Annotated in this window: 15 protein-coding genes; 2 read left to right on the top strand and 13 right to left on the bottom strand. The window is 26.0% G+C overall.

The window, feature by feature from the left end:
* Positions 1 to 10 precede the first annotated feature (10 nt).
* Positions 11 to 1342 (bottom strand): FAD-dependent oxidoreductase, encoded by a 1332-nt coding sequence (locus ACZ5TJ_RS04830; RefSeq protein WP_464201670.1) that lies wholly within the window; start codon positions 1340 to 1342, stop codon positions 11 to 13.
* Positions 1343 to 1713: 371 nt separating this feature from the next.
* On the opposite strand from ACZ5TJ_RS04830, the gene ACZ5TJ_RS04825 reads away from it, so the two are divergent.
* Positions 1714 to 3096 carry a hypothetical protein gene (locus ACZ5TJ_RS04825; protein ID WP_464201669.1) on the top strand — a complete coding sequence of 461 codons (1383 nt, stop codon included), beginning with the start codon at positions 1714 to 1716 and terminating at the stop codon, positions 3094 to 3096.
* Between the two features lie 43 nt (positions 3097 to 3139).
* Here the strand turns inward: ACZ5TJ_RS04825 and ACZ5TJ_RS04820 are convergent, their stop codons facing one another.
* Positions 3140 to 4150 carry a polysaccharide deacetylase family protein gene (locus ACZ5TJ_RS04820; RefSeq protein WP_464201667.1) on the bottom strand — a complete coding sequence of 337 codons (1011 nt, stop codon included), beginning with the start codon at positions 4148 to 4150 and terminating at the stop codon, positions 3140 to 3142.
* 307 nt (positions 4151 to 4457) lie between these two features.
* On the opposite strand from ACZ5TJ_RS04820, the gene fba reads away from it, so the two are divergent.
* Positions 4458 to 5321 carry a class II fructose-1,6-bisphosphate aldolase gene (fba, locus tag ACZ5TJ_RS04815; RefSeq protein WP_045725721.1) on the top strand — a complete coding sequence of 288 codons (864 nt, stop codon included), beginning with the start codon at positions 4458 to 4460 and terminating at the stop codon, positions 5319 to 5321.
* A gap of 58 nt (positions 5322 to 5379) precedes the next feature.
* Here fba and ACZ5TJ_RS04810 read toward each other — a convergent pair whose 3' ends face one another.
* The 11 genes from ACZ5TJ_RS04810 to ACZ5TJ_RS04760 all read right to left on the bottom strand — a co-directional run bounded on the left by ACZ5TJ_RS04810 (position 5380) and on the right by ACZ5TJ_RS04760 (position 18235).
* Entirely contained in the window at positions 5380 to 6543 is a 1164-nt protein-coding gene (locus tag ACZ5TJ_RS04810) for an AI-2E family transporter (RefSeq protein WP_464201666.1), read from the bottom strand.
* Positions 6544 to 6593: 50 nt separating this feature from the next.
* Positions 6594 to 7004, bottom strand: coding sequence for a UDP-N-acetylglucosamine pyrophosphorylase (locus ACZ5TJ_RS04805; RefSeq protein WP_464201665.1), 411 nt, complete (start codon positions 7002 to 7004; stop codon positions 6594 to 6596).
* Positions 7005 to 7126: 122 nt separating this feature from the next.
* The gene (cplR, locus tag ACZ5TJ_RS04800; RefSeq protein ID WP_464201664.1) at positions 7127 to 8776 is read right to left on the bottom strand and encodes an ABC-F type ribosomal protection protein CplR; all 1650 of its coding nucleotides are present in this window, start codon (positions 8774 to 8776) and stop codon (positions 7127 to 7129) included.
* 91 nt (positions 8777 to 8867) lie between these two features.
* A complete protein-coding gene (locus tag ACZ5TJ_RS04795; RefSeq protein ID WP_464201663.1) occupies positions 8868 to 10007 on the bottom strand; it encodes an ABC transporter permease in 1140 nt (379 codons plus the stop codon).
* Positions 10004 to 11116, bottom strand: coding sequence for an ABC transporter permease (locus tag ACZ5TJ_RS04790; protein ID WP_464201661.1), 1113 nt, complete (start codon positions 11114 to 11116; stop codon positions 10004 to 10006). Before ACZ5TJ_RS04790 ends, ACZ5TJ_RS04795 begins: the two co-directional genes overlap by 4 nt.
* A gap of 14 nt (positions 11117 to 11130) precedes the next feature.
* Positions 11131 to 12066, bottom strand: a complete 936-nt coding sequence (locus ACZ5TJ_RS04785) for an ABC transporter ATP-binding protein (protein WP_464201659.1) — start codon at positions 12064 to 12066, stop codon at positions 11131 to 11133.
* A 109-nt stretch (positions 12067 to 12175) separates the two neighbouring features.
* Positions 12176 to 12799, bottom strand: coding sequence for a response regulator (locus ACZ5TJ_RS04780; protein WP_464201658.1), 624 nt, complete (start codon positions 12797 to 12799; stop codon positions 12176 to 12178).
* Between the two features lie 17 nt (positions 12800 to 12816).
* Positions 12817 to 13923, bottom strand: a complete 1107-nt coding sequence (locus ACZ5TJ_RS04775) for a sensor histidine kinase (RefSeq protein WP_464201656.1) — start codon at positions 13921 to 13923, stop codon at positions 12817 to 12819.
* A gap of 67 nt (positions 13924 to 13990) precedes the next feature.
* On the bottom strand, positions 13991 to 14554 hold the full coding sequence (locus tag ACZ5TJ_RS04770) for a TetR-like C-terminal domain-containing protein (protein WP_464201654.1): 564 nt from the start codon (positions 14552 to 14554) through the stop codon (positions 13991 to 13993).
* Positions 14555 to 14718: 164 nt separating this feature from the next.
* Entirely contained in the window at positions 14719 to 16509 is a 1791-nt protein-coding gene (locus ACZ5TJ_RS04765) for an ABC transporter ATP-binding protein (protein ID WP_464201652.1), read from the bottom strand.
* Positions 16502 to 18235, bottom strand: a complete 1734-nt coding sequence (locus ACZ5TJ_RS04760) for an ABC transporter ATP-binding protein (RefSeq protein WP_464201650.1) — start codon at positions 18233 to 18235, stop codon at positions 16502 to 16504. The genes ACZ5TJ_RS04765 and ACZ5TJ_RS04760 overlap by 8 nt, the downstream gene beginning before the upstream one ends.
* Positions 18236 to 18353: the final 118 nt, after the last annotated feature.

Below are 18353 nucleotides of genomic sequence, written 5' to 3'. Positions count from 1 at the left end.
TAAAATACTATTAAAGTGCTTTAAGTGCTACTAAATTTAATAAGCTCCATGGTTTATTAAAGTGTGGTTGGAAGAAGAAATCTGTCATAGCAAGTTCTTCAACTGTCATCTTATTTTGAATAACTACTGATAAAGTATTCATAAATTGAGTTAAATCTGCTTTTGATATTATTTGTCCTCCAAGTACTCTTCTTGTATCTTTATCAAATACTATCTTAACCATTGCTTTTTCATATGTTGGCATGAATTCTGGTCTATAATTATCTTCAATTGTTGATGTTCCTACATTTATACCTTGAACCATCTTAGCTCCTTCTTCTGTTAAACCAGTTGAAGCTATACATTCATCATAAATCTTAATTCCTGATGTTCCTTGAGTTCCCATGTATTTAATCTTTGGTCCATTAATATTTCTTGCAACTAATGTTCCCATTCTTACTGCATTTGTAGCAAGAGGAATATATCTATCTTCACCAGTTGGATTATATTTTACAACACAACAATCTCCTGCTGCAAAAACATCTTCTCTGCTTGTTCTCATATATTCATCAATTATTATTGCACCATTTGGTAATGTATCTAATTTACCATCTACTAAAGTAGTATTCGGTCTAAATCCAATACAAAGAACTACTAAATCACCTTCATAAGCTCCTTTATCAGTAACAACCTTTTTAACTTTTCCATTTTCACCTTCGAAGCACTTAACCTTTTCTCCTAGAACTAGATTAACTCCATGTTCTTTAAATTCATTTTCAGCTATATCTGTAAATTCTTTATCTAAATATTTAGCCATTATTCTATCTTCAGCATCAACTAAAGTAACTTTCTTACCTAAAACTTCAAAAGCCTCAGCAAGTTCAACTCCAATATATCCAGCTCCTATAATAACTACATTTTTAGCATCCTTACCTTTTTCAGTAATAACTTTTGCTTGATTATAGTTTTTACAAAGAAGAATATTATCTAAATCTCCACCTTCAAATTTAGGAACTATTGGCCATGAACCAACAGTTAAAACTAATTTATCATAACTATCAGCGAATTCTTCACCAGTTACTAAATTTTTAACATTTACTTTTTTATTATCAAAATCAATATTTAAAACATCATGTTTCATATTTGTTTTAACACCAAGTTTTGCTAAACCTTCTGGTGAATTATAAAACATGTCATTTAAATCCTTAACAACATCAGCTACATGAAGGGCTATACCACAAGATAAAAATGATATATTATCATTTCTTTCATATATTGTTACATCACAATCTGGATATAATTCTTTTAAATTTGCTACAGCAGCAGTTCCTGCATGTGTACAACCTACAACTATTACTTTCATATTAAATCCTCCATTTGTAAATAAATATTATTTAATAATATTTATCCATTAATCTTTATATTTAAATAATATTCCTTAAATCAATTATTGTAAATACCTTTTATTAATAATTTTTATTTAATTTAAATTAATATTATTAAAATTACAATTTATTAATCTAATATTCACATTATTAGCACTCATTATCCAAAATTTAGTTATATATTAAAATTAAGAAAATTAAAATATTTTACTTTTTAAATATATCTATGTATTATAATATCCTTATATAAATTTTTTATAATTTATTATAAAAGAAATACTTTTGAAATAATTTAGTTGTCATTATGTATTAAAATATAAGTAATGTATAGATTAACTAAGGAGGAACTATGAGTAATTTTGATAAAAAATTAGAAAAGGCAGAAAATTATTATAAGAAAAAACATTATAAAGAAGCTTTAAGAATTTGTGATAAGGTGTTAGCTAAACAATATAATAATGAAAAAGCATTAGAACTTGAAGGAGAAATATTTTATAAGCTTGGTAAAATTGACGAGGCAATTTTAAATTGGAAAATAAATGCTGAATATAATAATAATCCAACAGCTAAAATGCGTCTTGCAGAAACGGACAAATCTACTAAAGAAAAAGCATTAAGCTACGATAATTTCAATACTATAAGTAGTGATACTCTACAAGCTGAACTTGCTGCTATATTAGCTGCGCAAGAAGCCGAGGCTAAGGAAAAGGAAGCCAAGGAACAAGAAGCTAAAGAGAGACAAGCTAAGGAAGCTGAAGCCAGAGAAAAGGAAGCTAGAGAGAAACAAGCTAAAGAAGCTGAGGCTAGAGAAAAGGAAGCTAGAGAGAAACAAGCTAAAGAAGCTGAGGCTAGAGAAAAGGAAGCTAGAGAGAAACAAGCTAAGGAAGCTGAGACTAAAGAAAAAGAAGCTAGAGAAAAACAAGCTAAGGAAGCTGAGGCTAGAGAAAAGGAAGCTAATGCTAAACAACATAAAGATACTGATACTACAGAAAAGGAAAGTACAGAAGCTACTCCTACTACTTCAGATAATACTGATAAAGTGGAATCAAATAAGAAAAAGACTTCTAATAAAAATAGAAATATAGCTATTTTAGCAGCCTGTGGTGTAGTTGTCGTATTAGCTGCATATAGCGGAGTAAAATATTACTCTAATAAAAATGATGCTCCACAAAAACAAGAACAACAAATTAACGAACAAACTAAAGAACTGCCAGCCGATTTTAATAATTCTTTAACTAAGGCAGTTAATGACAAAAATTATGAAGATCTATATAACTTATTAAGCGAAGCAAAAGGATTAAAAATACCTGCTGATGATGAAAAAATTTATTCAGAAGCTACTAAACTTATGCAAGAAAATGGAGTTCAAAACTTCTATGATGCTGGCTTACAAAATATGAAAGATAAAAAATATGAAGATGCATTAAATAACTTAAATAAAGCTTATGCATTCTGTGACGGTACTTATTTACAACCACATATAATATACTTTATAGGTGCAGCAAATGCTGGATTAAATAAACCAGAAGATGCAGTTAAATATTACAAAGAATATTTAGAAAAATTCCCACATTCAGATATGTATACACCTGAAATATTATATAAATTAGCTGAGTATTATAACGGAACTGGTAATAAAGAAGAAGCTAAAAAATATGCTCAACATATTGAAAATTCATATCCAAGTTCACCATATTACAATGATACTATAAAAGATATTTTATATAAGTAAAAAAAAGTCTAGCAAAATTTTGCTAGACTTTTTTTTACTTATATTATTTATTTTCATTGCTATTTTGTGAATTAGTATTATCTTGTGAATTACTATTTCCGTTATCAATAGGAGCATTCTTTATTACTTTAAATTTATATCCATTTTCTTTTAATAATTTTATTATAGTTGGTAATGCTTTTACTGTTGACTTTTTAGCAGCTGCATCGTGCATTAATAATATCATGTGCTTTTCTGTCTTCATGTATGCTTTTGCTCTATTTACTAAATGTTCTACTGAATAAGTATTTGATTCTGCATCTCCAGTTTCTGCATCCCAGTCTATTGAATATATTCCTTGTTCTTTAAATGCCTCATTTAATGCTTTTAAGTGTGGATCTCTATAATATCTTCTAGACATGTATCCACCTGGCATTCTAATAACAGTTGTATTAAAATTATTACCTAAAATACTTTTCATAAGTTCGTTATTTTCATTAATTTCTTTCATAAATCTTTCTACATTTACACTATTTCCTGGATATAATTTATGATAATCATGGCTCATTGTATGGTTTGCTATTGCATTACCACTTTCTATTTCATCCTTTAATAATTGCTTATTTTTTTCATCTGATTTAAGTTGTGATCCTAATACAAAGAATGTTGCATGTACATCTTCATCTTTTAATATTTTAAGTATAGCTTCAGTATTTTCACTTGGACCATCATCAAATGTTAAAAATACTTCTTTTTCATTATTTACAGATTTTGAAGATGTTAACATATCAAAAACTTTATTTGCAGGTACTGCATATGAATCCGCTGAATATATTATATTTTGACCTGGCATAATTTCATTTGGAGATGGTTTCTCCTCCTCTTTAGCCTTAGCTTCTGAATTGTCTTTAGAAGCTTGTCCTTCATTTGCTGTTGCTTTTACAGTATTGTCTTTGTGAGAAAATATTTCATATGCTCCAAAACCAATACCAATTATAATAACTAGTGCAACAATTAAAGTAATTCTTCTTCTTTTAATTCTTTGTCTTCTCTTTAATCTTCTGTTGTTTTCCATTTTTCTCTTCCTTTTTGTTTTTATTTCATTTATACTTCAATATTCTACTCTTTAGCTCACAGCAAATGATTAAAATTTGGAAACAAAATTGTCAATTCATATACTTTTAACTTTTTGTACATATATACTTAAATTTTTTTTCATATTAGCATTAATATATGCTAATTATTTAAATTTATATATTTTGCTATTTTCATAATTATGATTTTGGGTTATACTACTAGGTAGAGAGAAATATATGTCAAAAGCATTTACTTCTCAAAAATAATAATAATAATAATTATATAAGTATATGGAGGTTTTGCACATGTTAGTTTCAGCAAAAGAAATGCTAAATAAAGCTAGAGAAGGCAAATACGCAGTTGGACAATTCAACATAAACAACTTAGAATGGACTAAAGCTATTCTATTAACTGCTCAAGAAAATAATTCACCTGTTATCTTAGGAGTATCAGAAGGTGCAGGAAAATATATGTGTGGTTACAAAACTGTAGTTGGAATGGTTAACGGAATGTTAGAAGAATTAAACATAACAGTTCCTGTTGCATTACACTTAGACCACGGTAGTTATGAAGGAGCTAAGAAAGCTATGGCAGCTGGATTCTCATCAGTTATGTTTGACGGATCACACTACCCATTAGCTGAAAATATAGAAAAAACTTCAGAATTAGTTAAATTAACTTCTGAAAAAGGAATCTCATTAGAAGCTGAAGTTGGATCAATCGGTGGAGAAGAAGACGGAGTTGTTGGAGCTGGTGAAATCGCAGATCCTCAAGAATGTAAGAAAATCGCTGATTTAGGAGTTACAATGTTAGCTGCTGGTATCGGTAATATCCACGGAAAATACCCAGAAAACTGGAAAGGATTAGACTTTGCTGCATTAAAAGCTATAAATGAAGCAACTACTCCAATGCCATTAGTATTACACGGAGGTACTGGAATTCCTGCTGACATGATCAAGGAAGCTATCTCACTTGGAGTTTCAAAAATCAATGTTAACACTGAATGTCAATTAGCATTCCAAGAAGCTACAAGAAAGTACATTGAAGAAGGAAAAGATTTAGAAGGAAAAGGATTCGATCCAAGAAAACTTCTTGCACCAGGATTTGAAGCTATCAAAGATATGGTTAAAGAAAAAATGGAATTATTCGGTTCAGTAAACAAAGCTTAATTTCTGTTTAAATAATAAAAGTCAGTCTTTATTTTAATAAAGATTGACTTTTATTTTTTTACATATAATCTTCTGTTTCTGTCTTAAGACCCTTTTTTTCTAACTTATCTTCTATAATTTCTTTAATTATAGAATAAACAATTGCAAATAAAGGAACTCCTATAATCATTCCAACAAGTCCTAGGAACTTACCTGCAACTAATATTGAAAATAGTATCCAAAATGCTGAAATACCTATTGAATCTCCTAATATTTTAGGACCTATAATATTACCATCTATTTGTTGAATAATTAAAATTATTACAAGGAACCAAAATGCTTTTATAGGAGATACAAAGAGTATTATTATAACTGAAGGTATTGCACCTATAAATGGTCCAAAGAACGGTATTATATTTGTTATGCCAACAATTACTGATATTAGTAATGTATATGGCATATTGAATATAGTTAATACAACAAATGTTAGTATTCCAATTATAAAGGAATCTAATATTTTTCCACTTAAAAATTTCCCAAATGTATCATTACTTCTATGTGTTAATTCTATAGTTTTAACTGCTGCTCTTTTAGGTAAAATAGCATATGTTATCTTTTTATTTAGTGCAAAAAATCTTTCTTTTTCTATTAAAAGATAAATAGAGATTATTAACCCTAAAACTATATTCCATATACTTGATAATAATGTAGTTAAAAATCCTCCAAGCATAGGAAGTAAATTAGTAGCTACCTTAATTATATAATCTATAAGATTATTAAAATTCTCATTTATTACTCCTTGGTATTGTTCACCTAAATTTAAATTATCTATTAAGCCATTTATAAAATTAGTCGTATCTTGTATATAAAGTGGTATATCATTAACAAGCCCTACAATACTATCTATAAGCTGTGGTAATACAAAATGAATAAATAATCCTATAAATAAGAATGCTGTTACATAAGTAAATAATAATCCAAGACCTCTCTTTGATTTTATATTAAACTTTTTAAAAAACTTTGTTTCAAATACAACATTTTCATAAAATCTTAACACAAAATCTAAAAGATAAGCTATTGCAAATCCCATAATAAATGGTTTAAGAATAACTATTATATGGCTTATTTTATTCATTAATACACTCATCTGAGATATAGATAAGTAAAATGCTATAATAGCACATACAACAATAAATGTATAAACAGAAATAGTATTATATTTCGTGTTCCAATTAATCTTCATTTTTTCCTCTCTTTCTAATTAGACATTATAAATTTTTATAATGTTTACTATTATAAGCTCTCTATAATATCCATGATTCTATTTATTGGTGTTTCTATCTTAAATATAATATCATCATCAATTCTTAATTTGCATTGATCTTCATTAACTTTAACTGTGTCTATATTTAACTTTCCTGGTCTTATTTCTTTATATTTACCCTTTGAAACATCAACAGTAAATTTTCCTGTTTTATTACCTGTAATATTAATTAAACTACCTAATTCTTCTCCATTAGTAAGTCTTATAGATATAATATTACCTTTTCCCCCCTCTTCTGGTATCTTTTCAACTATAGCTTCTCCTTGAAGTGTCATCCATCCGCCACTTAATTTGATTTTGGCCATCATCTCTAATCTATATTCATTTCCTATTTGCTTTAAAAGCTTTCCAAGCTCTATTATATTTAACTCAATTTTCATTTTAAAATTCCTCCCTTTTTAATTCTATGTTACATCATTTTACCTATTAGGGCAATTTAATTTAATCTTAATTTAAATTAGTAATATATTCACATAATTAAAACTGTAGTAAATTAAATATACTACAGTTTCTTATGTTCATTCACTAATTTAAGAATATTATTATATTCTTTATCAAGCTCTAATTTTTTATTTTCATCTTTTTCTATAGATAAAAGTGAAATAATTTCAGTTAATCTATTTTCTAAAATTAAAAGTTCTTCATGCGTTTTCTTCTCTTCTTTACTTTCTTTTGGTTTATTTTTTATATTTATATATTCACTATATGTAAGATCGTACTCTTTTATTTTATTATTTTCTATTTCTATTACATAGTTACAAACATTATTTAAAATACTTCTATCATGTGAAACTAATAATATCGTTTTATTAGTATTTTTAAGTGCATTTTCTAAAGCCTCTAATGCTTTTATATCCAAGTAATTAGTTGGTTCATCTAGTATCAAAAAATTATTATCAGTTAAAAGTACTTTACAAAGAGCTGATTTAACCTTTTCTCCACCACTTAAATCTTTTACAATCTTTTTAACATCATCCCCCATAAATCCAAAATGGCTTAGATTCATTCTTATAAAACTTTCATCGTAGTATGAATCTTTTTTAATATTTTCTAAAATGCTTTTATCCTCATCTAAAATATTTTGACTTTGATCAAAATACCCTATAATTACATTTTTATTTATAATTATGCTCTCATTTTGCCCTTTAATTATTTCTTTTAAAAGAGTAGTCTTTCCACTACCATTGCTCCCAATTAACGCAATCTTTTTGCCATTTTTTATTTTAAAATTTCCATCACTTATTAAATCTTTATCATTAAATCTTATATTTATACCTTTTACCTCTATAAGATTTTTACATTCTATTTTAATATCATCTTTAACTTCTATTATTATTTCAGTTTCTTTTTTTGGCTTTTCTTTAACTTCTAAATGTTTAATTCTGTTTTCTATACACTTTATATTATCATCAATATTCTTTTTACCTTTTTGATCACCCATTTTTATAGTTTTAGCTTCTGATTTTCCCATTCCTTTAGGTGCTTTCTTAATTCTGTCTCTAAGTTCTCTCTTCTTTACAATTGCATTTTTTAATCTTTCTTTCTCTTTTTTATACTCTTCATACTCTTTTTCTTTTCTTTTATTTTTTTCATTCTTTAAATTAATAAAATTATTATAATTACCATCATATGTTTCTAACTTCCCATTTTCTAATAAAGCTATTTTATTACATACATTATTTAAAAATTCTCTATCGTGAGATACTATAAGTAATGCACCTTTATATTTTTTCAGCATATTTTCTAATAAAATAACACTTTTACTATCTAAATTAGAAGTTGGCTCATCTGCAATTATTAAACTTTTATTTTCATTTAATGCTCTAGCAATTCTATATTTCTCTTTTTCACCACCAGATAGAAAATTATTATATGTATCTGGAAGATCAAAGAGACTTTTTTCTTTAGAGCTAAAACATTCTACATATGCTTCTTCCATTTGACTTATATATGAATAACTATCAGTTATATCTATTGTACCTTCTGAGTACTCTTCTTCACCTATAAGTATTTTTAGAAGAGTACTTTTCCCTACTCCGTTTTCTCCAATTATCCCAATTCTATCTCCCCTATTTATTTCAAACTTATCTATATCTAAAATAAGTCTATCTCCATACCATTTCCTTAATCCATTAACTAAAACTAATGACATATCCTTTCACCTCAATCCTTTTAATATTTATTATTTGATGAAAAAATATTAAGTATTCTAAAAAAGAAGCTTTAAAAGCTCCTTTTTCTATCTATATATTTATTCTTTTTTCTGAGAACTTAGTTTTATATGCTGCTAATAAGAAAAATGTTATTGAAAATAATAATATTACTACTATGTTTCTCCAAAGTTCACTTACTAAAGCACCATTTTGAAATTCGAAAACCATATCCATAGCCCATCTAGTTGGAAAAAACTTCGATATTTTATTAATAAACTCTGGAAATAATTCTATTGGTACAAAACATCCTCCAATCATTGATAAACTCATAATTAAAATATTACTTAAAATTGAAGCTGCTTGTGAGTTTTTTGTAATTGCAATACAAAAAGTTCCTATAGATACTGCAAGTATTGAAACTAAAAATAATACTATAAACATATTTAAATTACTCATTCCTAAATTTATATTGGTAAATATATTAAGACATAAAAGAGTTAGTATTATCTGAATTAACAAAGAAATTAAACTTGCTATAATATTACCTAAATAATATTGCCATACCTTTATTCCTGATACAAAAAATCTTTCATAAACTTTATCATATTTATCATTATTTATTCTACCAGCCCCTAAAGTTGCTTTGTAGAACATAAACATAATTATAAAACCTACAAATATTCCTGATATTTCATTATCTATTTCTTTATTTTGTAAAATTCCTTTTTCTATTTTCATATTTTTCTTATTATAATTTTCTAAAGCTTCATAAAAACTAGATTCATCCTTACTTCCCTTTATTAGCATATTTATATTATTTAATTCTAATGAAATAATTCCTTTTACTAAATCTACTGTGCTATCTTCCTCTTTACCTATTATTTTTACACAATCTGTTTCCCCTTTAGATAATTTACTATAAATATCATTATCTAATACAATAGCTACATCTATAGATTTTTCTCCTATTTTACTTCTAATATCATTTTCTTCTAAATTAACTACATTAATACTATCGTTATTTTTTATAGAATCTTCTATTACTTTATTTATTAAATTCGTATCTTCTCCTACTATACCTATATTTATAGGCTTTTGATCTGCATACATGAATTCTCCAATAAATGTAACTATTAAAATAGGTGCTAGGATACTTATGATAAAGAAAGCAGGCTTTTTTAAGATCATTATATTTAAATTGTTTTTTATCATAACAAATAAATTTCTCATATCCTATCTTCCTTTCTTTTATAAGTTATAAATACTAAAGATACACATATTATTCCTATATTTAACAATGTGGCTTTTAAAAGAAGTGAAGAATCTCCTACAAATATATTCCTAAATATTCCCCTATTAATCCATCTTATTGGAGATAAATTTGTAATTACTTGAAAAACTCCACCTACATCATCAGATAAACTTATATAAGCCCCACCTAAGAAAGATAGAGCCGGGAATATAATACTTTGAACTAATAACATAACTTTCTCTTCATTTTTAACATACTTAGCTAGTGCTATTCCAACTATTATTGAAGATAATGATAAAACTTGAATAGAACCATATATTATAATTGGATTATCTCCCCAATTAGTTTTAAGTATATATTTAGAAAATAAAAATCCTGGCGCTGTTACTAAAAATGATAAAAGAAAATATCCAATTACTGAACCTATATAATACTTACTATCTGATATTCCCATTAGTTTCATTCTTTCATATAACTTTCGCTTCTTATCACCATATAATTTTTCAAATGGAAATAACATTATATATAATGTCATCATTGTTATTTCCGCAACTGCATAATAATCAAATGATGTAGGCGCTTTTTTTCTACTTAAAAGCTCTACTTTAGGAGAAACTTTTTCTTTTTTTACTATATTTTCAGCTTCTTTTGGATTAATTGAATATAAAATTTTTGTACTATTTATTGTACTATCTATCCCTTTAATTATTGAACTTAAATATGAATAATATAATTGATTACCATTTAAAATATATATATCTAGTTTATCTTTATTAAAATCTATAAATATATCTCCATCATTTTTAACCTTTGATATACCATCTTCTTTTGTATTTATACTTTCTAGACTAAATTCCTTATTAATTCTTTTTACTTCTGTTTCTAATATTTTAATAAGATCATTTTCTTTATTTTCATTTAAATAATATATTGTTCTCGCATCTAATTTAAAAGTGTTTTTTTCAAAATAATTTCCAAGTAATCCTCCTATTAAAAGTATAAGAAAAATTGGAAATAACATTAAAAATACTAAATAACTTGGTTCTCTTATAGTTTTAAGTAGCACACTTTTTATTACAGCTCTCATTTTTATATCCCCCATTAATCTCTTAAACTTCTACCCGTAAGTGTTAAAAATACAGTTTGTAATGTTATTTCCTTATATCCTATATCTAAAATTTTTGCTCCTTGTTCATTTATTTTATCTATTATTTTACTTAAATTATTAATATCTTTATTTGAATCTATATTTATAGTGTTTTCTTCTATTAATAAATTTTGAACTCCTGGTATGCTTTTTATATTTTCTACTGAAATTAAACTTATATCATTAACTGTAAGTTTAAGACTGCTTTTATCACTTACAATATTTTTAAGCTCATCTGTGCTTCCCTTTACAATTACTTTTCCATTATCAATTATTGCTATTTCATCACAAAGTATTTCTGCTTCTTCCATATAATGAGTTGTATAAATAATTGTAATTCCTTCATTTTTAAGTTTTTTTACTGAATCTAAAATATGATTTCTAGATTGTGGATCAATACCAACTGTCGGTTCATCCATTATAATTATTTCTGGTCTGTGTACAAGAGCACAAGCTATATTAAGTCTTCTAAGCATCCCACCTGAAAATTCCTTTGCTAATTTCCCTCTAACATCTGTAAGCCCTGTAAAGTCTAGAGCATATTCTATACCTTCTTTAAGCTTTTTTCCTCTTAACCCATATATTTCACCAAATAATTTTAAATTTTCTTCTGCCGTAAAACATTTATAAAGAGATATTTCTTGAGGAACTACTCCCATTATTTTATTTTGATTTTTCATTGATTTTGTTATATCAATACCATTAACTTTTATTGTTCCAGACGTACTTTTTAAAAGTCCACAAAGAATATTTATAGTAGTACTTTTTCCTGCACCATTTGGCCCTAAAAGTCCATATATCTTTCCTTTCTCTATGTTAAGCGATATATTATCAACAGCTAAAAAGTCACCATATTTCTTCACTAATTCTTTAATTTCTATTACATACATTTTTAATCCCCCTAAATTTAACCTTCTTATAATATTATAAAAAAAAGACCTTCTACTTTAATGTAGAAAAGGTCATTTTTTCTCTATGACAAAAGTCATATGTTTATTTTTAAAAGCTATTTAAATAATTTATAGCTATTTGCGTTCTATGATTTAAATTAGTTTTTTGTAAAATAGATGTAATATAATTTTTGACTGTTCCTTCTGATATAAATAAATTATTACTTATTTCTTTATTGCTAGATCCTTTGCATATTTCCTTTATTATTTCTAGCTCTCTTTCTGTAAAAATACTGAGATCTTTAGTGTTATTATCATTTAAAATATTTTTTGATATTTTATTTAGAACTTCTTCTTGTATTACAGAGTTACCTGCATGTACCATTTTAATAGCTTCAATTATTTTATTTGGCTTAGTATTTTTAAGTAAATACCCTTTTGCTCCAAAAGATATTGCCTTTTGTATATATTCATCTTCGTCAAATGTAGTAAGTATAATAACTTTTGCACTACTTACTTTTCTAATTTCTTTAGTAGCTAGTACGCCATTTAATACTGGCATTCTTACATCTAATAAAATTATATCTGCTTTATTTTTATAAATAAATTCAACTACTTCTCTTCCATTAGAAAATGTTCCTACTACATCAATATCCTTATCTGCTCCAAGTATTATGCCTAAACTCTCTCTAATTAAATTATCATCTTCACCAATAACAACCCTTATAGTCAAAATTTATAATCCCCTTTCTAATCTATTTTTAAAAGTAATATAGCCGAAAATCCATCTTTTCCATTTAATATTAAGTCCCCATTATTCTCAATAAGCCTTTCCTCTATTTTCTTAAGTCCATATCCTTTAACTATCTTTTCTTTTCCTATACCATCATCTTTAAAATTTACTTTTATAAGTTTATTTAAAACATCAATTATAATATATACTCTTTCACAGTTTGAATATTTTAAGGTGTTAGTTGATAATTCCTTTATAGATTCATTAATTATTATCCATTGCTTACTATTAATTTTCTCAATGTCTCCACTGCATCTTATTTTGGCTATTATATTACTATTTTTAAATTTATTTTCTATTAAAGTTTTTAGCCTATTTAATCCAATCTCTTCACTTTCTGGCGTAATTTCATGAATAGTATTTCTTATATCATTCATACCTTTTCTTAAGTGCTCTGTTATTTCTTCTACCATTTCTTTTCCCTTTTCTAAATCAGAATCCAATACAATTGTTGCAGCTTCTAATCTAAGTATTGATGCTGCAATAATATGTCCTACCTCATTATGCATTCGTCTTGATATTTTATTTCTTTCCTCAAGCTTTGCATAAGCTATACTATTTTTATAGTATTCTGCTTCATTTTCCATTTTTAACTTTATTTTATTTATATATTTTCTTTCTTCATCAAGTTTAGCTTCTAATATATTTAATCTAGAAAAACTTCTATTTACTATTAAATATAAAAAAATAGATATTATCATTAAGTATAAATAAAACAAAATATAATTTTCACTATTAAAAATAAAACTATATGTAATTATAAATATACTTACTCCAAACAATCTTATATTACTTTTAACACTTTCTTCAATTATAATTTGTGTTAAAAAAATTACTGCAATTTTAAATCCTATAAGTATATATATAATATTTATAAAAACAATTATTTTTAATATATATTTTTCATATTCCTTTTTAGCTAAACTTTGTATTATTGAAAATATTAGATTTATTAGTATATATGTTATAAAGAAAAAAGCAGGCTTATCAGATTCTATATAAAAATAAGAAATTCCTAAAAGTATTATTATTCTAAAAATTAGTTTAAAATCTTTAAAATTCACTTACATATTTCTCCTAAAAATAATTCTTTTTATTTTATTATTCTAGAAATATTTAATATAACCTCTTTTATTTATCATTATATCTTTTTAATGCTCTTAAAAAATTTCCATCAATTAATTCATTTAATTTTGTAACTACTTTTTCAGGTTTTTCTTTCATACCATCATCCATCCATTTAATTATGAGCCCTTTAAATGCAACAGTATAAAAGCTTGACATAAACTCTTTATCTTCCTTTTTTACATTCATATCAATAGAAAGTTCATCTATAACCCCACTAATGAGTTCATTAGTTACTAAATATAAATAATTATTTAAATGACTTCTTCCTAAAGAATTTAATGTATTTAAGCAAAATTCTTTATTTTTCTCAATATACTTAAATATTATAATAAGCCCATCTGTCCAATGTTCATAATCATCACATTCTTTTATACTATTTAATGCCTCTGTCTTATATATCCAATCAATTAAATCATAAATATCTTCAAAATGATAATAAAATGTTTGTCTATTAAGATTACATTCATCTACTATATTCTTTACCGATATCTTATTTAGTTCTGTTTTTTTCATTAAAGTTTTTAATGAATTTGCAAGTGCGTGTTTTGTTTTTAAAGAGTTAGACATAACATCCCCTTCTCCCATCCCATATTTTTATATACTAATTATACCAATTACTAATATTATTTTTATGAACACTTAAGTATTCAACATGTTAAATATTTTAAAACTAAAAATAATCTATCCTCAAAACATGAGAATAGATTATTCATTTAAATTTCTATTTCTTCCTAATTAGCTTCTTTATTTGCAAATTGGCTATTATAAAGTTTTTCGTAGAATCCACCTTTTTTCATAAGCTCTTCATGATTACCTTGTTCTATAATATTTCCTTCATTAATAACTAGTATTAAATCTGCATTACGAATAGTTGATAATCTATGTGCTATAACAAAGCTTGTTCTTCCCTTCATTACATTTTGCATAGCTTTTTGAAGTAATAATTCAAGTCTAGTATCTACAGAACTTGTTGCTTCATCTAGTATTAATATTTTAGGATCTGAAATAATAGCTCTTGCAATTGTAAGCAATTGTTTCTCACCTTGTGATATATTAGATGCTTCTTCGTTTAGGAACATATCATATCCATCTGGAAGTGTTTTTATGAAGTGATGTACATTTGCAATTTTAGCTGCATTTACTATCTCTTCTTTTGTTGCTCCAAATCTTCCATACTCTATATTTTCATATATTGTTCCATTAAATAGCCAAGTGTCTTGAAGAACCATACCAAACATACTACGTAAATCTTCACGTTTCATATCTCTAGTATCTACACCATCAATTTTTATAGAACCACCTTGTATATCATAAAATCTCATTAAAAGATTTATTAATGTAGTTTTACCTGCTCCCGTTGGCCCAACAATTGCAACCATCTGACCGCTTTTAATGTTTGCACTTAAATTCTCGATTAATATTTTATCATCACTATATCCAAACTTTACATTTTCAAATGTAACATCTCCACGTACATTTTCTAATTTAACTGGATTTTCTGGATCTTTTGTTTGTTCTTTTTCATCTAATATTTCAAATACACGATTTACTGCTGCAAATGCTGACTGTATTGTTGATGATAATTGTGTCATTTGAGAAAGTGGTTGATTTATTTGCCATATATAACGTATAAATGCTTGAAGATTACCAACTGAGATTATACCTCTTATAACATATATAGGTCCTATAAGTGCCATTGCTGCAATTCCAAGATAAGTTACTAAAGATATAAGTGGCGACATAAGTCCTGAAACAAACTGAGCCTTAAATCCATTAGTACAAAGTTCATTATTTATTTCCTTAAATTCCTCTATTGCATCTTCTTGCTTTCCATATAATTTAATTTCATTAAATCCAGTATACATCTCTTGAACTGCACCATTTAATTTACCAAGTGCTTTTTGTTGATTGTTAAAAAGTCTTTGTGATTTACTTACAATAAACTTTGATATTAAAAAGCTCGCTGGAATAATTAAAATTGCAATAAGTGCCATTTTTACATTTATAATAAACATCATTGTAATTGCAAAAATAATTGCAAGTATTGAGTTAATAACTTGACTAAAACTTTGTTGAAGTGCATTTGATATTGTATCTATATCATTAGAAACACGACTTAATACATCTCCGTAACTGTTTGAATCAAAATACTTAATTGGTAGTCTTCTTATTTTATCTTGGACTGCATTTCTTAAATCTCTCATTGTATTTTGAATCGCATTAGTTAATAAGAAGTTTGCTGCATAAACCAACAATGTATAAACAGTATAAATACAAGCTAATATAATTAGTATTTTTAAAATATAATTAAAGTTTACTGAAGCACCTTTAATCCCCTTTGTAATGTCTATAACATCTTCTGTAAGCCTTGAAATTATAAGTCCTTCAACTACTGGTGAAATTGCACTTAAGGCTACTGCTCCAACTATAAATAGTATTGAACATATAAATCCTATTTTATATGGTTTTACAAATGGAGAAAGCTTATTAATTGTTCTTTTTAAATTATTAAATCTATTCATTTAAAAGTTCCTCCTCTGTAAGTTGTGATGAAGCAATTTCTTTGTATATCTCACATGTCTTAAGTAATTCTTTGTGAGTTCCACTTCCAACTACTTCTCCTTCATTTAAAACTATTATCTTATCAGCATCAATAATTGAACTTACTCTTTGTGCTACTATTAAAACAATAGATTCTTTAGTTTCATCTTTTAGTTTTCTTCTTAAAATAGCATCAGTTTTAAAATCTAATGCTGAGAAACTATCATCAAAAATATAAATCTCTGGATTTCTAACTATAGCTCTTGCAATAGAAAGTCTTTGCTTTTGACCACCTGATACATTTGAACCGCCTTCACTTATTTTTTCATTAAACCTATTAGGTTTCTTTGTAATAAAATCATAAGCCTGTGCAATTTTTGCTGAATGCTCTACTTCTTCATCTTTAGCATTCTTTTTACCAAATTTAATATTATGAGCAATACTTCCTGTAAATAATAAAGTCTTTTGTGGAATAAATCCTATTTTCTTTCTTAAAGCACTAAGATCGTAATCTCTTACATCTATTCCATTTATCTTTATCGATCCCTTTGTAACATCATAAAATCTTGGTATTAAATTTATTAATGTACTCTTTCCACTTCCTGTACTTCCTATAAAGGCTATAGTCTCACCTTTTTTAGCTATAAATGATATATCTTTAAGTACAGGTTCTTCTCCATCTGGATAAGTAAATGTAACATTATCAAATTCAATTATTCCTTTATTTGTAGTTACTTTAACTCCATTTTCTGGACTCTTTATTAAAGGTTCTTCTTCTAATAATTCACTTATTCTATTTGCTGATACTTCTGCTCTTGGATACATTACAAATACAAGAGAGAATAACATAATAGAGAACATTGCATGGAATAAATATTCAATAAATGCAACTAATTGACCTACTTCTAAAGTACCTGCATTTATCATTTTACTTGAAATCCAAAATATTGCGATTATTGCTATATTAAGTAAGAAGAAAAAAGTAGGTTGTGATATAGACATAAGTTTATTTAGCTTCTTTGAAACAGTTGCATATTGATCATTTGTTTCTTTAAATCTTTTGGCTTCATGATCATCATTTCCAAAAGCTCTAATAACTCTAATACCAGTTAAATTTTCTCTTAAAATTCTATTTAATTTATCTAATCCTTTTTGTTGTTTTTCTGACATTGGATGAGATACTTTTGCTATTACATAAACCCCTACGATTATAAATGGAATTGTAACCCCAAGTACTACAGATAATTTAAGATTTGTTCTAACTATCATGACTAAACTTACAATAAACATTATAGGTGTTATAAGTGCAGCTCTTAAAATAGTATTTACAAACTGTTGTAGCTGAAAAGCATCATTAGTTGTTCTAGTTATCATAGATGATATTCCAAACTTATCATATTCACTATGTGAAAACTTCTGAGCTTTTTCAAATATATCATTTCTAATATCTCTTGTTATACTTGTTGAGATTTTAGATGAACAATATCCAAGTAATATAGTTCCACATGATCCAATTAAAGAAATAGCAATAATAATTAGTCCCATTTTTTTAATATAAGGTATGTCATTATTTAATATACCAACATCAATGATTTTAGCCATTATAGTTGGTATACCAAGTTCAACTAATGCAAATCCAAATACTGAAATTACATTTAATGCAAATAAAACCTTATATCTTTTTAAATAATGTAAAATTAGCTTCATTAATTCTCTCCCTCCTTAGTTTTAAATAATTAACAAATTATAATTAATTATATTTAATTGTACACAAAATTGATAATTTTTTCTAACATTTATATAATATTTTTTTATATACTTAAAA

It is taken from the genome of Clostridium budayi (genome assembly GCF_055396605.1).
The sequence above is the reverse complement of the archived record's forward strand: the minus strand, read 5'-3'. Positions and strand labels throughout refer to the sequence as shown.

Excerpts from the sequence above, each read along its gene's own strand:
- ACZ5TJ_RS04830 (WP_464201670.1), bottom strand. The coding sequence starts at position 1,342 with ATGAAAGTAATAGTTGTAGGTTGTACACATGCAGGAACTGCTGCTGTA.
- ACZ5TJ_RS04825 (WP_464201669.1), top strand. The coding sequence starts at position 1,714 with ATGAGTAATTTTGATAAAAAATTAGAAAAGGCAGAAAATTATTATAAG.
- ACZ5TJ_RS04820 (WP_464201667.1), bottom strand. The coding sequence starts at position 4,150 with ATGGAAAACAACAGAAGATTAAAGAGAAGACAAAGAATTAAAAGAAGA.
- fba (WP_045725721.1), top strand. The coding sequence starts at position 4,458 with ATGTTAGTTTCAGCAAAAGAAATGCTAAATAAAGCTAGAGAAGGCAAA.
- ACZ5TJ_RS04810 (WP_464201666.1), bottom strand. The coding sequence starts at position 6,543 with ATGAAGATTAATTGGAACACGAAATATAATACTATTTCTGTTTATACA.
- ACZ5TJ_RS04805 (WP_464201665.1), bottom strand. The coding sequence starts at position 7,004 with ATGAAAATTGAGTTAAATATAATAGAGCTTGGAAAGCTTTTAAAGCAA.
- cplR (WP_464201664.1), bottom strand. The coding sequence starts at position 8,776 with ATGTCATTAGTTTTAGTTAATGGATTAAGGAAATGGTATGGAGATAGA.
- ACZ5TJ_RS04795 (WP_464201663.1), bottom strand. The coding sequence starts at position 10,007 with ATGAGAAATTTATTTGTTATGATAAAAAACAATTTAAATATAATGATC.
- ACZ5TJ_RS04790 (WP_464201661.1), bottom strand. The coding sequence starts at position 11,116 with ATGAGAGCTGTAATAAAAAGTGTGCTACTTAAAACTATAAGAGAACCA.
- ACZ5TJ_RS04785 (WP_464201659.1), bottom strand. The coding sequence starts at position 12,066 with ATGTATGTAATAGAAATTAAAGAATTAGTGAAGAAATATGGTGACTTT.
- ACZ5TJ_RS04770 (WP_464201654.1), bottom strand. The coding sequence starts at position 14,554 with ATGTCTAACTCTTTAAAAACAAAACACGCACTTGCAAATTCATTAAAA.
- ACZ5TJ_RS04765 (WP_464201652.1), bottom strand. The coding sequence starts at position 16,509 with ATGAATAGATTTAATAATTTAAAAAGAACAATTAATAAGCTTTCTCCA.
- ACZ5TJ_RS04760 (WP_464201650.1), bottom strand. The coding sequence starts at position 18,235 with ATGAAGCTAATTTTACATTATTTAAAAAGATATAAGGTTTTATTTGCA.